The organism is Huaxiibacter chinensis, from assembly GCF_022171985.1.
GTDB lineage: Bacteria > Pseudomonadota > Gammaproteobacteria > Enterobacterales > Enterobacteriaceae > Enterobacter > Enterobacter chinensis_A.
This window is the reverse complement of sequence record NZ_JAJVHF010000001.1, coordinates 394,464-411,027: the sequence shown is the minus strand read 5'-3', so window position 1 is coordinate 411,027 and position 16,564 is coordinate 394,464. Positions and strand designations below refer to the sequence as shown.

Here is a 16,564-nt window from a genome sequence, read left to right as displayed (position 1 = left end):
GGGTTAATCGCGGCTGGCGAAGCCCAGGATGCTCAACAGGCTGACAAAGATATTGTACAGCGAGACGTACAGGCTCACGGTGGCGCGGATGTAATTAGTCTCACCGCCGTGAATGATGTTGCTGGTTTCATACAGGATAGCGCCCGAAGAAATCAGGATAAACACCGCACTGATCGCCAGGTGCAGCGCAGGCAGCTGCAGGAAGATGTTCGCCACCATTCCCACCAGCACAATGACGATACCCGCCATCAGCATCCCGCCCAGGAATGACATATCCTTACGGGTGGTCAGCACGTAAGCTGAACAGCAGAAGAACACCAGCGCGGTGCCGCCCAGCGCCATACCAATCACGTCACCCATGCCGGCGGACAGATAGGCATTCAGAATCGGCCCAAGAATGTAGCCCAGGAAGCCTGTAAAGGCGAAGGCGGACAAAATACCGACCGGCTTATCTGCCGTTTTGTAGGTCAGGAACATCAGACCATACATCCCCACCAGCGTCAGGATCAGACCAGGAGAGGGCAGCATCAATACGGTGCTGGCCGTCGCGGTAATAGCCGAAAACGCCAGCGTCAGGCTGAGCATAAAATAGGTGTTGCGCAGCACTTTGTGCGTGCTGAGTAGCGATGTGCGGTCGCGGGAAGAACTAACAATACGATCCATGAGTCACTCTCTTATGACAGATGTAATTAACGGCAAGAATAGGAAACCCCGCGTCAGTCTCATAGTGGTTTTACCCATCTTTACTCAAGGCCTTAGGCAATCACGTCCGGAGTTTCTTTCATAAAAATGCTTTCTCGCAGTACGAATGTGGGTTTCAACGATTTATTCAGATCAACCTCTTATAGGTTACTGAAAAATATTGCGTTATTTCACTTAGAGCGCTAAGAGTTATTCCGCATCGTCAAAAAACCTACAAAAAGGCGAAGGAAATGAAAACATCATCACGCACGCATTTTACACGTTCTTTACTGACTGCGGGGATCCTGTGCGCAAGCGTACCGGCTCTGGCAGCCAGTGTGCCAGCAGGCACCGCGCTGGCAGAAAAACAGGAGCTGGTCAGGAATAATGGCAGTGAACCCGCCTCGCTCGATCCGCATAAGGTCGAAAGCGACGTCGAATTTAATATCATCAGTGATTTGTTCGAAGGGCTGGTGAGCGTCTCGCCTGAGGGGGCTATACAGCCCCGGCTGGCAGAAAAATGGGAGAACAAAGACAACACCGTCTGGACCTTCCATTTACGCCCTGGGGCGACATGGAGTGACGGCACCGCGATTACGGCGCAGGATGTGGTGTGGAGCTGGCAACGTCTTGTCGATCCTAAAACGGCCTCGCCTTACTCCAGCTACCCAGGCAACATGCACATTGTGAATGCAGCTGACATTGCGCAAGGCAAAAAAGGGACCGATACCCTGGGCGTGAAGGCCATAAATGACACGACGCTCGAAGTGACGCTGACCCAGCCCAACGCCGCTTTCCTGGCGATGCTGGCGCACCCGTCTCTGGTGCCGGTAGATAAGGTGCTGATTGGCCGGTACGGTGACAAGTGGACGCAGCCAGCGCATTTTGTCAGCAGCGGGGCGTATAAACTGACGCAATGGGTCGTGAACGAGCGCATCGTTGCAGAACGCAATCCACGCTACTGGGATAACGCGCATACGGTTATCAATAAGGTGACCTATCTGCCGATTACCTCTGAAGCCTCCGACGTGAACCGTTACAAGGCCGGGGAGATCGATATCGTTTACACGGTCCCGATTAACCAGTTCAATCAGCTTAAGAAAACGATGGGTCCTGAGCTGAATGTCTCTCCGCAGCTGGCGACCTACTATTACGAATTCAACACCACGCGACCGCCGTTTAACGATCCGCGCGTGCGCAAAGCACTCAACCTGGCGCTCGATAAAGACATTATTGCTGACAAAGTATTGGGGCAGGGGCAGCGCCCGGCGTGGCTTATCAGTCAGCCTGATATCGGCGGCGTCACGCTGAAAAAGCCAGACTACGCCAGCTGGCCCATGGATAAGCGTATCGCAGAGGCGAAAAAACTGTTGAATGAAGCCGGCTTCAATGAAAACCATCCGCTGAGTTTTAATCTGCTCTACAACACCTCGGAATCCCATCAGCGCATTGCGATTGCCGCAAGCTCCATGTGGAAGAAAAACCTGGGCGTGGAAGCAAAACTGCAAAACCAGGAGTGGAAAACCATGCTGGACACGATGCACACGCATAATTTCGATGCGGTGCGCTATGCCTGGATCGCAGATTACGATGATGCCGCGACCTTCCTGAATAATTTCCGTACTGGCGACAGTGAAAACACCAGCCAGTACAGCAACGCTGACTACGATCGGGCACTGGTTGATGCCGCCAAAGCGAAAACCTCCGCCGAGCGCGGCGCCTTCTATCAAAAGGCAGAAGATATGCTGGCGCGTGATGTCCCTGCAATCCCGGTTTATCACTACGTTCGTACGCACCTGGTCAAACCCTGGGTGGGCGGATTTACGCCAGACAAGCTGGGCTACTATTTCACCAAAGATATGTATATCAAAAAACACTAAGGCGTAACGTGCAAAAGGTGTGTTGAGAAAATGGTCAACGCGTTGTCTTTTCAACCGATTAAACGCGTTTTGGCTATTTTTAAAGCGAACGAATGCACGGAGTCTTTACAGCACGCGGTGAGGTGTTTATAGTTCGCCTCACTTAGGAAGCGTGGCCGAGCGGTTGAAGGCACCGGTCTTGAAAACCGGCGACCCGAAAGGGTTCTAGAGTTCGAATCTCTACGCTTCCGCCAAATTTAAAAACCCTGCGATAGCAATATCGCAGGGTTTTTTGCTTTTTATTTCGTCTCTTTACGCGTCTGCGTAAATTTAGAAAAATTCCTGCTTTACAAGGCGCTAATAGATGTTTATAGTGCGCCTCACTTTGGAAGCGTGGCCGAGCGGTTGAAGGCACCGGTCTTGAAAACCGGCGACCCGAAAGGGTTCTAGAGTTCGAATCTCTACGCTTCCGCCAAATTCGAAAACCCTGCGATAGCAATATCGCAGGGTTTTTTCGTTTCAGGCCAGTTTAGTCGCGAATCACCTGCTGAAGGATCTTCAGCGCCTTATTGAACTGCGCTTCCGGGATGGTGAGCGGATACAGGAAGCGGATCACGTTGCCATACTGCCCGCAGGTGAGCAGCAGTAAGCCCTGCTCAAGGGCCTTTTGCTGAATACCCTGTGCAATGGCCGCAGACGGCTGGCCCGTGCCGGGGTCAAAAAATTCTGCCGCGATCATCGATCCTACGCCACGTACGGCGGCAAGCGCCGGGGTAGTGCTTTTAATCTCCTCAAGCGTGGCCTGTAGCCGGTCACCGAGCTGCTGGGCGCGTTCGCACAGTGATTCTTTATCGATAATCTTCAGCACCGCGTGCGCGGCGGCAACGGAGAGCGGATTACCGGCATAGGTGCCTCCCAGACCGCCGGGCGCAGGCGCATCCATAATCTCTGCCTTGCCCACTACGCCGGATAATGGCATTCCTCCTGCCAGGCTTTTCGCCATCGTCATTAAATCGGGCTTATCGGCATAATGATCCATGGCAAAAAGCTTACCGGTGCGGGCGAATCCGCTCTGGACTTCATCCGCAATCATCACAATGCCGTGCTCATCACAGATGCGGCGAACCGCGGCCACCAGCTCTGCTGGCGCGACGTTAAAGCCGCCTTCGCCCTGAACCGGCTCAAAAATGATGGCGGCAACCTGTTTAGCCTCGATATCCGCCTTGAAGAGACGTTCGATAGCCGTGATGGCATCCTGCGTCGTCACATTGTGCAGGGCTGACGGATAGGGCACATGGTAGACAGAGCCAGGGAAGGGGCCAAAACCCAGTTTATACGGCGCGACTTTCCCGGTGAGTGCCATGGTCATATAGGTGCGGCCATGGAAACCGCCGCCAAACGCAATTACCCCAGGGCGCCCGGTATGGGCGCGGGCTATCTTAATTGCGTTTTCAACCGCTTCCGCGCCGGTGGTGAAGAAGGCCGTTTTCGCCTGGCCCTGAATCGGCGCCAGCTCGTTGAGCTTCTCGGCTAATGAGACATAGCTCTCGTACGGCACGATTTGATAGGCCGTGTGGGTGAACTGATGAAGCTGTTTTTCCACGGCGGCCACCAGCTCAGGGTGGCGATGGCCGGTGTTAAGGACGGCAATCCCGGCGGCAAAATCGATATACTCGTTGCCTTCCACATCGGTTAACGTAGCGTTCTCTGCGGACTGGGCAAAGAAATTACACATCACGCCCACGCCGCGAGGGGTGGCTGCCAAACGACGCTGATGAAATTCATTGTTGCTCATAGTAAAGACCCTTTATAAAAAGCCAGTCGATGAAAGAGAACTACACGCCGAGACGGTCGCGCAGGCTGTAATAGGCCGCGCCCATCGCCGTGAACGGAATGCGCAGGCTACGCCCACCCGGGAAGGGGTAGTGCGGCAGTTTAGCGAAGGCATCAAAACGTTCAGCATCGCCGCGCAACAGTTCCGAAATTAATTTCCCTGCCAGGTGGGTACAGGTGACCCCATGTCCGCTGTAGCCCTGCATGTAATAGATATTTTTATCGAGGCGGCCAAACTGCGGCATGCGGGAGAGCGTCAGCAGGAAATTGCCGGTCCAGCGATAATCAATTTTGACCCCTTTCAGCTGCGGGAATGTTTTGAGCAGTTTGGGCATCACCAGCCGCTCGACATCCTCCGGATCGCGTGCGCCATACACCACGCCGCCGCCGTAAAGCAGGCGGTTGTCGGCGGTCAGACGGTAGTAGTCCAGCAGGTAATTGCAGTCTTCCACGCAGTAGTTATTCGGGATGAGCGAGCGGGCAAGATCCGCCGGGAGGGGCGCGGTGGTCACCACCTGCGTTCCACAGGGCATGCTGCGCTTCGCGAGTTCAGGCTCGACCTTATCGCCCAGATAGGCGTTTCCGGCGACGATAACGTACCGTGCGGTCACCTGCCCATGCGCGGTGCTGACCACGGCCGGGCTGGTATGCGCGATGCCGGTAACCGGAGACTGCTCGTACACCCGTCCCCCGTTCAGGCGAATCGCGTCGGCCTCGCCGATGGCTAAATTAAGCGGATGGATATGCCCGCCGCTGCGATCCAGCAGGGCGCCGGCATAGCGATCGCTGTCCACCTCACGCCGGATCGCGCTGGCGTCGAGCAGCTCCAGCTGCGTATTGCCGTAGCGCTCCCAGTTCTCTTTTTGCTCCTCCAGCGTCTCCAGCTGCTTGTGGTTGAGCGCCACGAACAGGCCGCCGGGGCGGTAGTCGCAGGCAATTCGGTAGCGCTCAATGCGCTGGCGAATGATCTCCCCGCCTTCAAACATCATACTGCCGAGCATGCGGGCGGCGTCGGGTCCGTAAGTTTTCTCAATCACGTCGATATCGCGACTGTAGGAGTTCACCAGTTGACCGCCGTTACGGCCACTGGCGCCATAGCCGATGCGTGCGCCTTCAAGCAGCACCACGTCAAAGCCCATTTCAGCAAGATGCAGGGCGGAGGAGAGGCCCGTGTAGCCGCCGCCCACCACGCAGACGTCGCAGGTAATGGATTCGTTTAGCGACGGAAAAGGTTCATACGTATTGGCGCTGGCGGCGTAATAGCTGGTGGTATGTTCGGTCATGATTAAGACTCCAGAGCGATCCAGATCGTTTTCAGTTCGGTGAATTTTTCGAGGGCATGCAGGGACTTATCGCGGCCATTGCCGCTCTGCTTGTAGCCGCCGAACGGCACGGTCATATCGCCGTCGTTGTAGTTGTTCACAAAGACAGAACCGGCCTTCAGGCGGCGGCTCATGCGATGGGCGCGGGAGAGGTCGCGCGTCCAGACCGCAGCACCCAGGCCGTAGTCGCTGTCATTGGCCAGGCGCAGCGCCTCTTCTTCGGTTTTGAAACGGATAACCACCAGCACCGGGCCGAAGATCTCCTCGCGGCACAGGGGGGAGGCGGGATCAACATCTACGAAGATGGTAGGGCCTACCGCAGCGGGCCAGGGATTCTTGCGTCCATCAATCAGAAGCGTGGCTTTTTGGCTGCCCTCGCGAATGAAGGTATGCACCGCGTCGGCATGGCTATTGTCGATGAGCATGCCCATGGTGGTTTCGGGATCGAGTGGATTGCCCGGCTGCCAGGCGCGGGCCTGCTCTTGCAGGCGGCTGAGAAAGGCGTCGGCGATGCTCTCTTCGAGCAGCAGGCGAGTGCCGGCGATACAGACCTGTCCCTGGTTATAGAAGATACCGGCAGCCGTGGCGCTCACGGCCTTGTCCAGATCCGGGCAGTCGGCGAAGACGATATTGGCGCTTTTTCCTCCGGCCTCCAGCCAGACGCGCTTCATATTACTGTCACCCGCATCCTTCAGCAGCTGCTTGCCGGTGCGGGTGGAGCCGGTAAAGGTCATCACTTCCACGTCGGGATGTCGCGCCAGCGCCTGACCTGCTTCGTGACCGAACCCGGTGACCACGTTCAGCACGCCGTCCGGCAGACCGGCCTCTTTTGCCAGCGCGGCCAGTTTGAGGGCGGTCAACGGCGATTTTTCCGAGGGCTTAAGCACCACGCTGTTACCGGCAACCAGCGCCGGCCCCAGCTTCCAGCAGGCTAACAGCAGAGGGAAGTTCCACGGGACGATGGCGGCCACTACCCCAATCGGCTCGCGTACAATCATGGCCAGCTCGTGATGGCCGGTAGGGGCGACTTCACCATACACTTTGTCCGCCGCTTCGGCATACCAGCGAAGGGCGCGCGCGGCGCCGGGAATATCATCGCGCAGGCTATGGCGTATCGGTTTGCCGGTATCCAGCGTTTCCAGCAGCGCCAGCTCTTCGCCGTGGCGCTCCATCAGGTCGGCTAAGCGGGATAAAACGGCTTTACGTTGCCCCGGCGATGCCTGCGACCAGTCGCCGTCATCGAATACTCGACGTGCGGCCTGTACGGCGCGATCAACGTCCGCTTTTTTGCCCCGGGCGACGTTTGCCAGCGTCTGCTGCGCACCGGGATCGAGCGTTTCGAAAGTCGACCCGTCTGCGGCGTCACTGTATTCACCATTAATAAATAGCCGTGTCTCAATGGCAATATCTCGGGCTTTATCCTGCCAGTAAGTCAGGTGCTGAAAATTCATATTCACTCCTTTCTTTCGCAATCAGATAAATAAAAACACGGCGGTTTTCGGGCAATACGAGGCCGTGAAGCATCCCGGGGATTAACCCGTAAAATGCCGTTAAAAAGGCTTTTTTAATTACGCTGGCAGAAGGACTCTTCCGCCAGCGGGACAGAAATTAGAACGTGGTGGGGGTATGAGCACTGATAATACGGCAAACGCCTGCCGAGGTATTGCTGAAGCTGTGTGGAATGCCGGTATTAATGGCATAACTTTGCCCTGCAACCAGGTGATATATCTGTCCGTTAATCGTCAGCATAATTTCACCTTCCAGTATCGTGCCTATTTCCTCACCCTGATGTTTGATTCTCTCCCCGGTGGTGGTTCCAGGCTGGTAAGTTTCAAAGATCATCGCCAGCGTTCGGTTCGGATCCCCGTTGTGAACCAGCTTCATCGAAACGCCCTGACTGCCCATTTCGATAAGGTCATCCTGATTAATAACCACCTGGGGTTGATCAGGTTTTTCCGGTTCCGAAAAGAATTCCGAGAGCGACAGCCCATAAACTTTCAACAGCTTTTGCAGCGTGCTTATAGCAGGACTGACTTTATCCTGCTCTATGGTGCTGATGGCACTGTGTGTCAAACCAGACAGTTCGGCGGCACGTCGCTGAGAGAGACCCAGTTGCTGGCGGATCTCTGACAAGCGTTTCCCTGGCGCCAGTCCGTCATCGCTCATAGTTGCATTTCCTTAACGGTAGTGGTCAAAGCCGCTGCTTTTCAGCAATATAGCCCTGACAGGCGGTGATAAAACCATCGAACAACATACGCGACAGGGCATACTCGCTGCTGTTCCATTCCGGATGCCATTGAACGCCGAGGGCGAAAGGGTGGTCCTGTACGCTGACCGCTTCCACCAGCCCATCCGTCGAGCGGGCTTCTACGCGCAACCGTGACCCCACTGTTTTAGCGGCCTGGCCGTGTAACGAGTTTACCCAAAATTTGTTACATCCAGGTATTAATTCAGCCAGCAATCCCCCGTCCTGAACCTGCACTTCATGCGACGGCGCATACTGCATTTCAACCGGCAGTTCAGGATCTTCGCGATGTTCCAGCAGATCGTTTTGTTCGAACAGGCGACGATACAGCGTCCCTCCGGTGGCGACAACCAGTTCCTGCAGCCCGCGGCAGATGGCGAAAATGGGGATGCGCCTTTCGAGTGCCGCGGTAATCAGCGCCATGCTCAGAAGATCACGCCCGGGATCGGCGTCAGGCTCATCGCCGTTTTCACCATACAGGTGCGGCTGTACGTTGCTGGGGCTACCTGGCAGGTAAATCCCGTCGAGTTTCGGCAGTAGCACCTCAAGCAATTCAGGTTCGGCCAGCGCGTGCGGTAAGGCAATGGGTAAGCCGCCTGCGTGGATAATGGCATTCAGGTACTTTTCTTGCAGAGTTTGGGTTTCATGACCCTTAACCCTGTTCCTGCACATCACGACGCCAATGACTGGCTTGTACATTATATTTTCCATGATCGCCCTCACAAAGTGGACTAAATTTAGGCCGTTTCCGCCTATTAAACGGCCATTTCGTTCAATATTTTTTCAATCTAGCAGTGAGATCTGCCGTTTGCAAACTTAATTTAACATTTGACAAACAATTTGTTTGCATACAGATTCGATAGTGTGGACATTATATTTGACAGTCATGGTCAACGACCGGAAACCCAAAACGGTGGTAATTATGGAAACCAATATCGTAGAAGTTGAAAACTTTGCGCAGCAGTCAGAAGAGAGACGGGGCAGCGCATTCACGCAGGAAGTGAAGCGCTATCTGGAGCAATACCCCAACACCCAGTTTATCGATGTGTTACTGACGGATCTGAACGGCTGCTTCCGCGGCAAGCGTATTCCGGTGGCCGGGCTGAGCAAGCTTGAGAAAGGATGTTATTTCCCGGCATCGGTATTCGCCATGGACATTCTTGGCAACGTCGTTGAAGAGGCGGGGCTAGGGCAGGATATGGGCGAGCCGGACTGTACCTGCATCCCGGTTCCGGGCACCTTAACACCCTCGGCCGCTGACCCGGAATACATTGGTCAGGTGCAGTTGACCATGGTTGATGAAGATGGCGCTCCCTTTGACGTTGAGCCACGGAACGTACTCAACCGACTCTGGCAGCAGTTGCGCCAGCGCGGTCTGTTCCCCGTGGTAGCGGTAGAGCTGGAGTTCTATTTACTTGACCGTAAACGCGATGCTGAAGGGTATCTCCAGCCGCCTTGCGCACCCGGAACCGACGTACGTAATACCCAAAGCCAGGTCTATTCCGTTGATAATCTTAACCACTTTGCTGACGTACTGAATGATATTGATGAACTGGCGCAGCTTCAGCTGATTCCGGCAGACGGCGCGGTGGCAGAAGCCTCGCCGGGCCAGTTCGAGATCAACCTACACCACACAGAAAACGTTCTGGATGCCTGTGATGATGCGCTGGCGTTAAAACGTCTCGTGCGTCTGATGGCAGAAAAACATAAGATGCACGCCACTTTTATGGCGAAGCCGTACGAAGAGTACGCCGGCAGCGGGATGCACATCCATATCAGCATGCAAAACCATAAAGGCGAAAACGTGCTGGCAGATAAAGAGGGCGAGGATTCCGCGCTGCTCAAGCGGGCGCTTGCGGGGATGATCGATTTGATGCCTGCCTCTATGGCGCTGCTGGCTCCCAATGTGAACTCTTATCGCCGTTTTCAGCCGGGGATGTATGTGCCCACGCAGGCGTCCTGGGGACATAACAACCGTACGGTGGCCCTGCGTATTCCGTGCGGCGATCGCCATAACCACCGCGTGGAATACCGTGTAGCGGGGGCAGATGCTAACCCCTATCTGGTCATGGCCGCTATTTTCGCCGGTATCCTGCATGGTCTGGATAACGATTTACCGTTACAGGAAGAGGTAGAGGGGAACGGTCTTGAGCAGGACGGCCTGCCGTTCCCGATTCGCCAGAGCGACGCGCTGTGGGAATTTATGCAAAACGATAGCCTGCGCGACTATCTGGGCGAGCGTTTTTGCCACGTTTATCACGCCTGTAAGCATGACGAATTACTGCAGTTTGAGCGTCTTATCACAGAAACCGAAATTGAGTGGATGCTGAAAAACGCCTGATAACGTGCCCCGTTCGGGGCCGGTTTGTTTCATCTAATGAGTAGCATCATACGGTCTCGCGGAGCCTGGCCGAATAAATCGCTGGACGACCAGCCATTTCCCGAGTGTCGCGTTAAGGAGCGCAGGCGGCAACGGGGCTCTAGTTAACGACACGTGTGTGACGAGGAAATGAAATGATGCAGATGTTTAACTATCCGCAGGGCGAGGGAGGGCAGGTTGCCCTCGATCATGAATGTGTACCAGAACGGGGCCGTAACACGCTTTACCCTTCCTCTTTGTTGTCACCTCCCTTGCTAAGCAGGTTTGATCCGCGGCTACTGCCCCGACAGATCACCGTAAGCATGGGAGGGATGGCGTATGGCGACTAATACGACGGTTAACGCTGCCACGCCTGCCGAAAAACCCCGGCTGCGCAAATCACTGAAGCTATGGCAGGTGGTGATGATGGGGCTGGCGTACCTGACGCCCATGACGGTTTTTGATACCTTTGGCATTGTTTCCGGGATCAGCAACGGGCACGTGCCTGCCTCCTATCTGTTGGCGCTGGCGGGCGTGCTCTTTACCGCGATCAGCTACGGCAAGCTGGTGCGTCAGTTTCCGGAGGCCGGCTCAGCGTATACCTATGCGCAAAAATCGATAGGCCCACACGTTGGGTTTATGGTTGGCTGGTCTTCGCTGCTTGATTATCTCTTCCTGCCGATGATTAACGTGCTGCTGGCGAAGATCTATCTCTCTGCGATGTTCCCTGAGGTACCGCCGTGGATCTGGGTGGTGACTTTCGTGGCGATATTGACCCTGGCCAACCTCAAGAGTGTGAATCTGGTTGCCAACTTTAATACCCTGTTTGTGCTGGTGCAGGTGGCGATTATGGTGGTCTTTGTGGTCCTGGTGGTTCATGGGCTGCACAAAGGGGAAGGGGTCGGCACCGTCTGGTCGCTGCAGCCGTTCATCAGTCAGAACGCGCATCTGATCCCTATTATCACCGGCGCGACCATCGTCTGTTTTTCCTTCCTCGGTTTCGACGCCGTGACCACGTTATCGGAAGAGACGCCGGATGCAGGGCGGGTGATCCCCAAAGCGATATTCCTCACCGCGCTGTACGGCGGGCTGATCTTTATCATTGCCTCGTTCTTTATGCAGCTCTTCTTCCCGGATATCAGTCGCTTTAAAGATCCGGATGCCGCGCTACCGGAGATTGCGTTATACGTTGGCGGTAAGCTGTTCCAGTCCATCTTCCTGTGCACCACCTTCGTCAACACGCTTGCCTCGGGGCTGGCCTCCCACGCCAGCGTTTCGCGATTGCTGTACGTAATGGGGCGCGACAACGTCTTCCCGGAACGCGTGTTTGGCTATATCCACCCGAAATGGCGAACGCCTGCCCTGAACGTGATTATGGTGGGGGTGGTTGCCCTGTCGGCGCTGTTCTTCGATCTGGTGACCGCGACGGCCCTGATTAACTTTGGCGCGCTGGTGGCCTTCACCTTCGTCAATCTGTCGGTGTTCAACCATTTCTGGCGACGCAAAGGCTACAACAAAACGTGGAAAGATCGTTTTCACTATCTGCTGCTGCCGCTTATCGGTGCGGTGACGGTCGGCGTGTTGTGGCTCAATCTTGAGGCCACGTCCCTGACGCTGGGGCTGGTGTGGGGTGCCGTGGGCGTCCTCTATCTCACCTACCTGACGCGACGCTTCCGCAAGCCGCCGCCGCAATATCAGGCGGGCAAGGCAGAGCAGGCCTGGGATTCATAGCATCGGGCGGTGCGAGCGGCTGATTTTTGACGCTCGCACCGCGCAGAACTTATTCCAGCCCCAGAGTGTACTGGGCAATTTTGAAGTAAATGATCAACCCGGTGCCGTCAATCAGCGTGGCGATAAACGGGGCCGAGACAACGGCGGGATCGATGCCGCAGCGCTTAAGCACCATCGGAATGACAGAGGAGACAATAGCGCTCCACAGCGTAATACAGACCAGCGTCAGGCTGACAATCACCGTAATCTCAACGCCAATACCCATCATCCAGGCCCTGAAACAGCCCGCAAGGCCCATCGTGATGGCAATCATCATTGAGGTGGTCATCTCTTTTTGCAGCACGCGACCCACATCTTTTAACCCCACTTCCCCCAGCGCCATCGCACGCACCAGCGTTGAGGTGATCTGAGTTCCGCTGTTACCCCCCGTGCCAATCAACAGCGGGATAAAAAACGCCAGCGCGATGGCCGATTCCAGTGCCTCTTCAAAATGCTGTAATACCGTGCTGGTGTAAGCCTCAGCGACGAACAGCAGCAATAGCCAGACGGCACGCTTTTTCCACAGGCTGAACGCGCTGGTCTCCAGATAAGGTTTTTCGAGCGGCAGCGTGGCCCCCTGACGTTGCGCATCTTCCGTGGCATCATCTTCAAGAAGATGGGCGATCTCACGCTCTGTCAGACAACCGACCAGTTTGCCCTTATCCACCACCGGCACCACATCCGTTCCGCTGTGCGCGAGCAGGGCGGCCACGTCGGCGCGTTCATCGTCAGGCTTAACCTGCAAAAAGTGGGACAGCATCAGCGCCTTCAGCGGCTTTGCCGTATCGGGTTCCTGTAATAATTTTCTGACCGCGACCATACCGGCAAGGCGACCATTTTCTTCAATAAAAAGATGTGCGGGAATATCATCATCGTTTAATTGCGCGAGGAATTTTTCACGCGCCAGGGCAACGCTGAATAAGGCATCCAGCGTAATGAAATCCACACGCATATATTGCGCGATGGCATTATCGTTGAATTCAGCATTATGGTAATGCGCGGGGGTATGAATAGTTTGAGACATGATAAAACTCCCTTTAGATTAAATAATCTCTCAGGGGCGAGCAAGACAGGGCATATCGAAGAGATCCCCACGTCCTGGGTTCAGCACTGTACACCGTATCCCGTAAGGGAAGTTATACTGACAAAGCCTTGATTCGACAGTGCCTGTTTTACCCTGTGCAGATTCTCTCGAATCCACCAGAGCGATAACGTGTATTTGTACAGGAGCCTCGCCATAACGAGATCGTTGTTTAGCGGGAGGAATAATACTGAAGTTTTTAATCATTGCTTTAAAACAGATAGCGTGTTGATGAAACGTTTAGATAATTCTATTTTCGCGAAAGGTTGATGCGCCATTGAGGTAGGGTCATTTTAAATAGGCCTGTTTGTTTAAAAAGGCGAGGTGAATATGGCAGGGTGGGAAAGCGTATTACATCATTTTTCGCTCTACCCGGTGCACCTGTTTGCGCTGCTGTTTGCGGTGGCATGGTGTAAATCCACGATAGTTGTTTCGTCGGTGCTGCCGCCTGCCTCGGTGATGCTGCTTGCGGGCATCAGCGTCAGCGTGTCTGTTCTTCACCCTCTGCTGACATGGAGCGCGGTCATGCTGGGGGCCGCGACAGGGTCCGTGCTCAATTATCATGTTGGTCAATTAATGGGGCAGACGCGGTATGTTACCCGTCTGACCGAACGGCACGCCGCGATCTTCCTTCGGGTGCAGAACAGCTTGCACAAAAACAGCGTGATGGCGATTTTCAGCTCCCGTTTTCTTGCCGTACTCCGCTATCTGGTGCCGCTTGCGGCGGGCATTCTTCGTCTTCATGCCGGAAAGGTTTACTTCATCAGCCTGCTTTCAGCCAGCCTTTGGGCAGGGATTTTTGTCGGGGCAGTCACCGGCTTTCATGCCTGGTAAACACCGCCTCTTTGCCGAAATCGTCCCTCATTGTTGGTGCAATCTATCAGTTTGAGAAATACTTCCCGGAAATCGATCGTCAATCTGTCACACTGGTTTTAACAATAACAACACGAGGGACGAAGGATGAGAAAAGCAATACTGGCTCTGGCCGTGGCGGGAAGTGTCACGATGGTATCGGGCGTACAGGCGCAGCCCGCGCCAGAGGGATACCAGTTACAGCAGGTATTAATCATGAGTCGCCACAACCTGCGTGCGCCGCTGGGCAATAACGGCAGTGTGCTGGAACAATCCACCCCAAATAAATGGCCCGAATGGGAAGTGCCCGGCGGGCAGTTAACCACCAAGGGCGGTATCCTTGAGGTCTATATGGGCCATTACATGCGTGAATGGCTGGCCGAGCAAGGGATGGTCACGACGGGAGAGTGTCCGCCACCTGAGGCCGTTTATGCGTACGCAAACAGCCTGCAACGCACCGTTGCCACCGCGCAATTCTTTATCACCGGGGCCTTCCCGGGCTGTGATATTCCTGTCCATCATCAGGAAAAAATGGGCACCATGGATCCCACCTTTAACCCGGTGATCACCGACAACTCCCCAGAGTTCCGTGAAAAAGCGCTGAAAGCCATGGAGACGGAACGGCAGAAACTGCAGCTTAACGATAGCTATAAGCTGCTGGAAAAGATGACGAATTACACCGATTCGCCGTCCTGTAAAGAGAAGAAGGTGTGCGATTTAACGCAGGCGAAAGATACCTTCACGGCGGATTACGAGAAAGAGCCTGGGGTATCTGGCCCGCTGAAAGTGGGTAATTCGCTGGTGGATGCTTTTACGCTGCAATATTACGAAGGCTTCCCGATGGACCAGGTGGCCTGGGGAGAAATCAAAACCGATCAGCAATGGCGCGTCTTGTCGAAGCTGAAAAATGGTTATCAGGACTCGCTATTTACCTCGACGGAAGTAGCGCAAAACGTGGCGAAACCCTTAGTGAAATACATTGATAAGGCCTTAGTCACGGACCAGAGCAAAGCGGCAAAAATCACCCTGCTGGCAGGACACGATTCTAACATTGCCTCTCTGCTGACGGCACTGGAGTTTAAGCCATACCAGCTGCATGACCAGCACGAACGTACGCCGATTGGCGGTAAAATTGTCTTCCAGCGCTGGCATGACAAAAATGCCAACCGCGATCTGATGAAAATCGAGTATGTCTATCAGAGCTCGGAGCAACTGCGTAATGCCGACGTGTTATCGCTGAAATCCCCGGCACAGCGCGTCACGCTGGAACTGAAAGGTTGCCCTGTCGACACCAACGGATTCTGTCCCGTAGACCAGTTCAATACGGTCATGAATAACGCGGCGAAATAAGAAAAACCCCCGCTTCGGCGGGGGATTCGTTTAGACGTTTTTACGTTCGATGGTTTGCTCGCCCCAGAACAGCGAGTCTTTGTCCGTTTTGCTGAAGGCCAGAGGCAGCACTTCGTCACTGCCTTCTTCCCAGATTTTTTCAGCCAGCTTTTCGTCATAGTTGGCGAGTTCAAAAATGGCTTCGGCAATTTCTGGCGAAGTATTACGTAAGCTTGCCCATTCCCCTACGTGATGAGCTTTCGATTCTTGAGTTGGCATGCATGCCTCCTTTTAAGGTTAGCCGTTCAGTTTTTTGGCGAGCTTCGCGACGTGTTCACCCTGATAGCGAGCAATTGCCAGCTCTTCCTGGCTGGGTTGACGCGATCCGTCACCGCCGGCAATGGTCGTTGCGCCATAAGGCGTGCCGCCACGCACCTGTGAAACATCAAATAATTCTTGCGCACCGTAGCCGATAGGCACTATCACCATCCCATGATGGGCGAGGGTTGTCCAGGTGGAGGTGATCGTCTGTTCCTGCCCACCGCCGGTGCCGGTTGAGCTGAATACGCTGGCGAGTTTGCCGTACAGGGCACCGGAAGCCCACAGGCCGCCCGTTTGATCCAGGAAGGTCCGCATCTGACCCGACATATTGCCAAAACGCGTTGGGGTGCCGAGGATAATCGCGTCGTAATCGGCCAGCTCCTGCGGCGTCGCCTGTGGCGCGTTCTGCGTTTTGCCGCCCGCTTTCAGGAACGCTTCCGCATTCATCGTTTCCGGTACGCGTTTTACAACCACTTCTACGCCGTCGACCTTATTTGCGCCTTCCGCTACAGCGTGAGCCATGGTTTCGATGTGTCCGTACATGGAATAATAGAGCACCAGAACTTTAGCCATCTTGCGTTACTCCTCGTTGTGTATGTTCTGACAGCGAATCGCTGCGTTCATTTAAAGATATGTCTTCACAGCCAGACTGCAACTTTTCGGGCCATTTAATTGATTTATAACAAAATAGTCGCGTCTGGCCTTTGTAGCAAAATGAAACATTTTGCCCGGTCCGTTTTTTTCGAAGTATAAGAGTGGCTTATGAATGAAGCGCGGAAAATCTCATGCGAACGGGTGATTTCCTGTTGCAGAATATTACCGTTCACTGGCGGGATGCCCTCGTTTCACTAAGCTTACTTTCACACGACGCAGACAGCGGCACATGCCCGGCGTCGTCAGGTGAAAGAATCC

General features: G+C 54.7%; 14 protein-coding genes, 2 tRNA genes and 1 riboswitch. Of the genes, 7 read left to right on the top strand and 9 right to left on the bottom strand.

What is annotated here, in order from left to right; translation table 11 throughout:
• Window positions 1-3: 3 nt before the first annotated feature.
• Window positions 4-663, bottom strand: a complete 660-nt coding sequence (yccA, locus tag LZP96_RS02090; RefSeq protein ID WP_064325608.1) for an FtsH protease modulator YccA — start codon at window positions 661-663, stop codon at window positions 4-6.
• A 269-nt stretch (window positions 664-932) separates the two neighbouring features.
• Here yccA and LZP96_RS02085 point away from each other — a divergent pair, with 269 nt between their 5' ends.
• From LZP96_RS02085 to LZP96_RS02075, 3 genes are all read left to right on the top strand, one after another.
• The gene (locus tag LZP96_RS02085) at window positions 933-2,561 is read left to right on the top strand and encodes an ABC transporter substrate-binding protein (protein WP_064325609.1); all 1,629 of its coding nucleotides are present in this window, start codon (window positions 933-935) and stop codon (window positions 2,559-2,561) included.
• 145 nt (window positions 2,562-2,706) lie between these two features.
• A tRNA-Ser gene (locus tag LZP96_RS02080) sits at window positions 2,707-2,794 on the top strand.
• Window positions 2,795-2,927: 133 nt separating this feature from the next.
• A tRNA-Ser gene (locus LZP96_RS02075) sits at window positions 2,928-3,015 on the top strand.
• A gap of 54 nt (window positions 3,016-3,069) precedes the next feature.
• On the opposite strand, the gene puuE is transcribed toward LZP96_RS02075, so the two are convergent.
• From puuE to puuD, 5 genes are all read right to left on the bottom strand, one after another.
• Window positions 3,070-4,335: a 4-aminobutyrate transaminase gene (puuE, locus tag LZP96_RS02070; protein ID WP_258925673.1), complete on the bottom strand. Its 1,266-nt coding sequence runs from the start codon at window positions 4,333-4,335 to the stop codon at window positions 3,070-3,072.
• 40 nt (window positions 4,336-4,375) lie between these two features.
• On the bottom strand, window positions 4,376-5,656 hold the full coding sequence (locus LZP96_RS02065) for an NAD(P)/FAD-dependent oxidoreductase (RefSeq protein WP_064325611.1): 1,281 nt from the start codon (window positions 5,654-5,656) through the stop codon (window positions 4,376-4,378).
• A 2-nt stretch (window positions 5,657-5,658) separates the two neighbouring features.
• Entirely contained in the window at window positions 5,659-7,146 is a 1,488-nt protein-coding gene (gene puuC, locus LZP96_RS02060) for an aldehyde dehydrogenase PuuC (protein WP_064325612.1), read from the bottom strand.
• A gap of 157 nt (window positions 7,147-7,303) precedes the next feature.
• Window positions 7,304-7,861: an HTH-type transcriptional regulator PuuR gene (gene puuR, locus LZP96_RS02055; RefSeq protein ID WP_064325613.1), complete on the bottom strand. Its 558-nt coding sequence runs from the start codon at window positions 7,859-7,861 to the stop codon at window positions 7,304-7,306.
• A 25-nt stretch (window positions 7,862-7,886) separates the two neighbouring features.
• Window positions 7,887-8,639 (bottom strand): gamma-glutamyl-gamma-aminobutyrate hydrolase, encoded by a 753-nt coding sequence (puuD, locus tag LZP96_RS02050; RefSeq protein ID WP_198324758.1) that lies wholly within the window; start codon window positions 8,637-8,639, stop codon window positions 7,887-7,889.
• A gap of 223 nt (window positions 8,640-8,862) precedes the next feature.
• On the opposite strand from puuD, the gene LZP96_RS02045 reads away from it, so the two are divergent.
• Window positions 8,863-10,281, top strand: coding sequence for a glutamine synthetase family protein (locus LZP96_RS02045; protein ID WP_064325615.1), 1,419 nt, complete (start codon window positions 8,863-8,865; stop codon window positions 10,279-10,281).
• A gap of 357 nt (window positions 10,282-10,638) precedes the next feature.
• Window positions 10,639-12,030 (top strand): APC family permease, encoded by a 1,392-nt coding sequence (locus tag LZP96_RS02040; RefSeq protein ID WP_064325617.1) that lies wholly within the window; start codon window positions 10,639-10,641, stop codon window positions 12,028-12,030.
• 49 nt (window positions 12,031-12,079) lie between these two features.
• On the opposite strand, the gene LZP96_RS02035 is transcribed toward LZP96_RS02040, so the two are convergent.
• Window positions 12,080-13,093, bottom strand: coding sequence for a magnesium transporter (locus tag LZP96_RS02035; protein ID WP_064325618.1), 1,014 nt, complete (start codon window positions 13,091-13,093; stop codon window positions 12,080-12,082).
• 58 nt (window positions 13,094-13,151) lie between these two features.
• A riboswitch (M-box (ykoK) riboswitch) is annotated at window positions 13,152-13,321 on the bottom strand.
• A 159-nt stretch (window positions 13,322-13,480) separates the two neighbouring features.
• Between LZP96_RS02035 and LZP96_RS02030 the strand changes: the two genes are divergently transcribed.
• On the top strand, window positions 13,481-13,984 hold the full coding sequence (locus LZP96_RS02030; protein ID WP_064325619.1) for a DedA family protein: 504 nt from the start codon (window positions 13,481-13,483) through the stop codon (window positions 13,982-13,984).
• Window positions 13,985-14,110: 126 nt separating this feature from the next.
• Window positions 14,111-15,352, top strand: a complete 1,242-nt coding sequence (gene agp, locus LZP96_RS02025; protein ID WP_064325620.1) for a bifunctional glucose-1-phosphatase/inositol phosphatase — start codon at window positions 14,111-14,113, stop codon at window positions 15,350-15,352.
• 30 nt (window positions 15,353-15,382) lie between these two features.
• Here agp and LZP96_RS02020 read toward each other — a convergent pair whose 3' ends face one another.
• Together LZP96_RS02020 and wrbA are read right to left on the bottom strand one after the other, a co-directional pair.
• A complete protein-coding gene (locus LZP96_RS02020) occupies window positions 15,383-15,610 on the bottom strand; it encodes a YccJ family protein (RefSeq protein WP_064325621.1) in 228 nt (75 codons plus the stop codon).
• An 18-nt stretch (window positions 15,611-15,628) separates the two neighbouring features.
• Entirely contained in the window at window positions 15,629-16,225 is a 597-nt protein-coding gene (wrbA, locus tag LZP96_RS02015; RefSeq protein ID WP_064325622.1) for an NAD(P)H:quinone oxidoreductase, read from the bottom strand.
• Between the last annotated feature and the right edge of the window lie 339 nt (window positions 16,226-16,564).

What these genes read in the sequence shown, in the direction of transcription:
- yccA (WP_064325608.1), bottom strand. Translation starts at nt 663, where the DNA reads ATGGATCGTATTGTTAGTTCTTCCCGCGACCGCACATCGCTACTCAGC.
- LZP96_RS02085 (WP_064325609.1), top strand. Translation starts at nt 933, where the DNA reads ATGAAAACATCATCACGCACGCATTTTACACGTTCTTTACTGACTGCG.
- puuE (WP_258925673.1), bottom strand. Translation starts at nt 4,335, where the DNA reads ATGAGCAACAATGAATTTCATCAGCGTCGTTTGGCAGCCACCCCTCGC.
- LZP96_RS02065 (WP_064325611.1), bottom strand. Translation starts at nt 5,656, where the DNA reads ATGACCGAACATACCACCAGCTATTACGCCGCCAGCGCCAATACGTAT.
- puuC (WP_064325612.1), bottom strand. Translation starts at nt 7,146, where the DNA reads ATGAATTTTCAGCACCTGACTTACTGGCAGGATAAAGCCCGAGATATT.
- puuR (WP_064325613.1), bottom strand. Translation starts at nt 7,861, where the DNA reads ATGAGCGATGACGGACTGGCGCCAGGGAAACGCTTGTCAGAGATCCGC.
- puuD (WP_198324758.1), bottom strand. Translation starts at nt 8,639, where the DNA reads ATGTACAAGCCAGTCATTGGCGTCGTGATGTGCAGGAACAGGGTTAAG.
- LZP96_RS02045 (WP_064325615.1), top strand. Translation starts at nt 8,863, where the DNA reads ATGGAAACCAATATCGTAGAAGTTGAAAACTTTGCGCAGCAGTCAGAA.
- LZP96_RS02040 (WP_064325617.1), top strand. Translation starts at nt 10,639, where the DNA reads ATGGCGACTAATACGACGGTTAACGCTGCCACGCCTGCCGAAAAACCC.
- LZP96_RS02035 (WP_064325618.1), bottom strand. Translation starts at nt 13,093, where the DNA reads ATGTCTCAAACTATTCATACCCCCGCGCATTACCATAATGCTGAATTC.
- LZP96_RS02030 (WP_064325619.1), top strand. Translation starts at nt 13,481, where the DNA reads ATGGCAGGGTGGGAAAGCGTATTACATCATTTTTCGCTCTACCCGGTG.
- agp (WP_064325620.1), top strand. Translation starts at nt 14,111, where the DNA reads ATGAGAAAAGCAATACTGGCTCTGGCCGTGGCGGGAAGTGTCACGATG.
- LZP96_RS02020 (WP_064325621.1), bottom strand. Translation starts at nt 15,610, where the DNA reads ATGCCAACTCAAGAATCGAAAGCTCATCACGTAGGGGAATGGGCAAGC.
- wrbA (WP_064325622.1), bottom strand. Translation starts at nt 16,225, where the DNA reads ATGGCTAAAGTTCTGGTGCTCTATTATTCCATGTACGGACACATCGAA.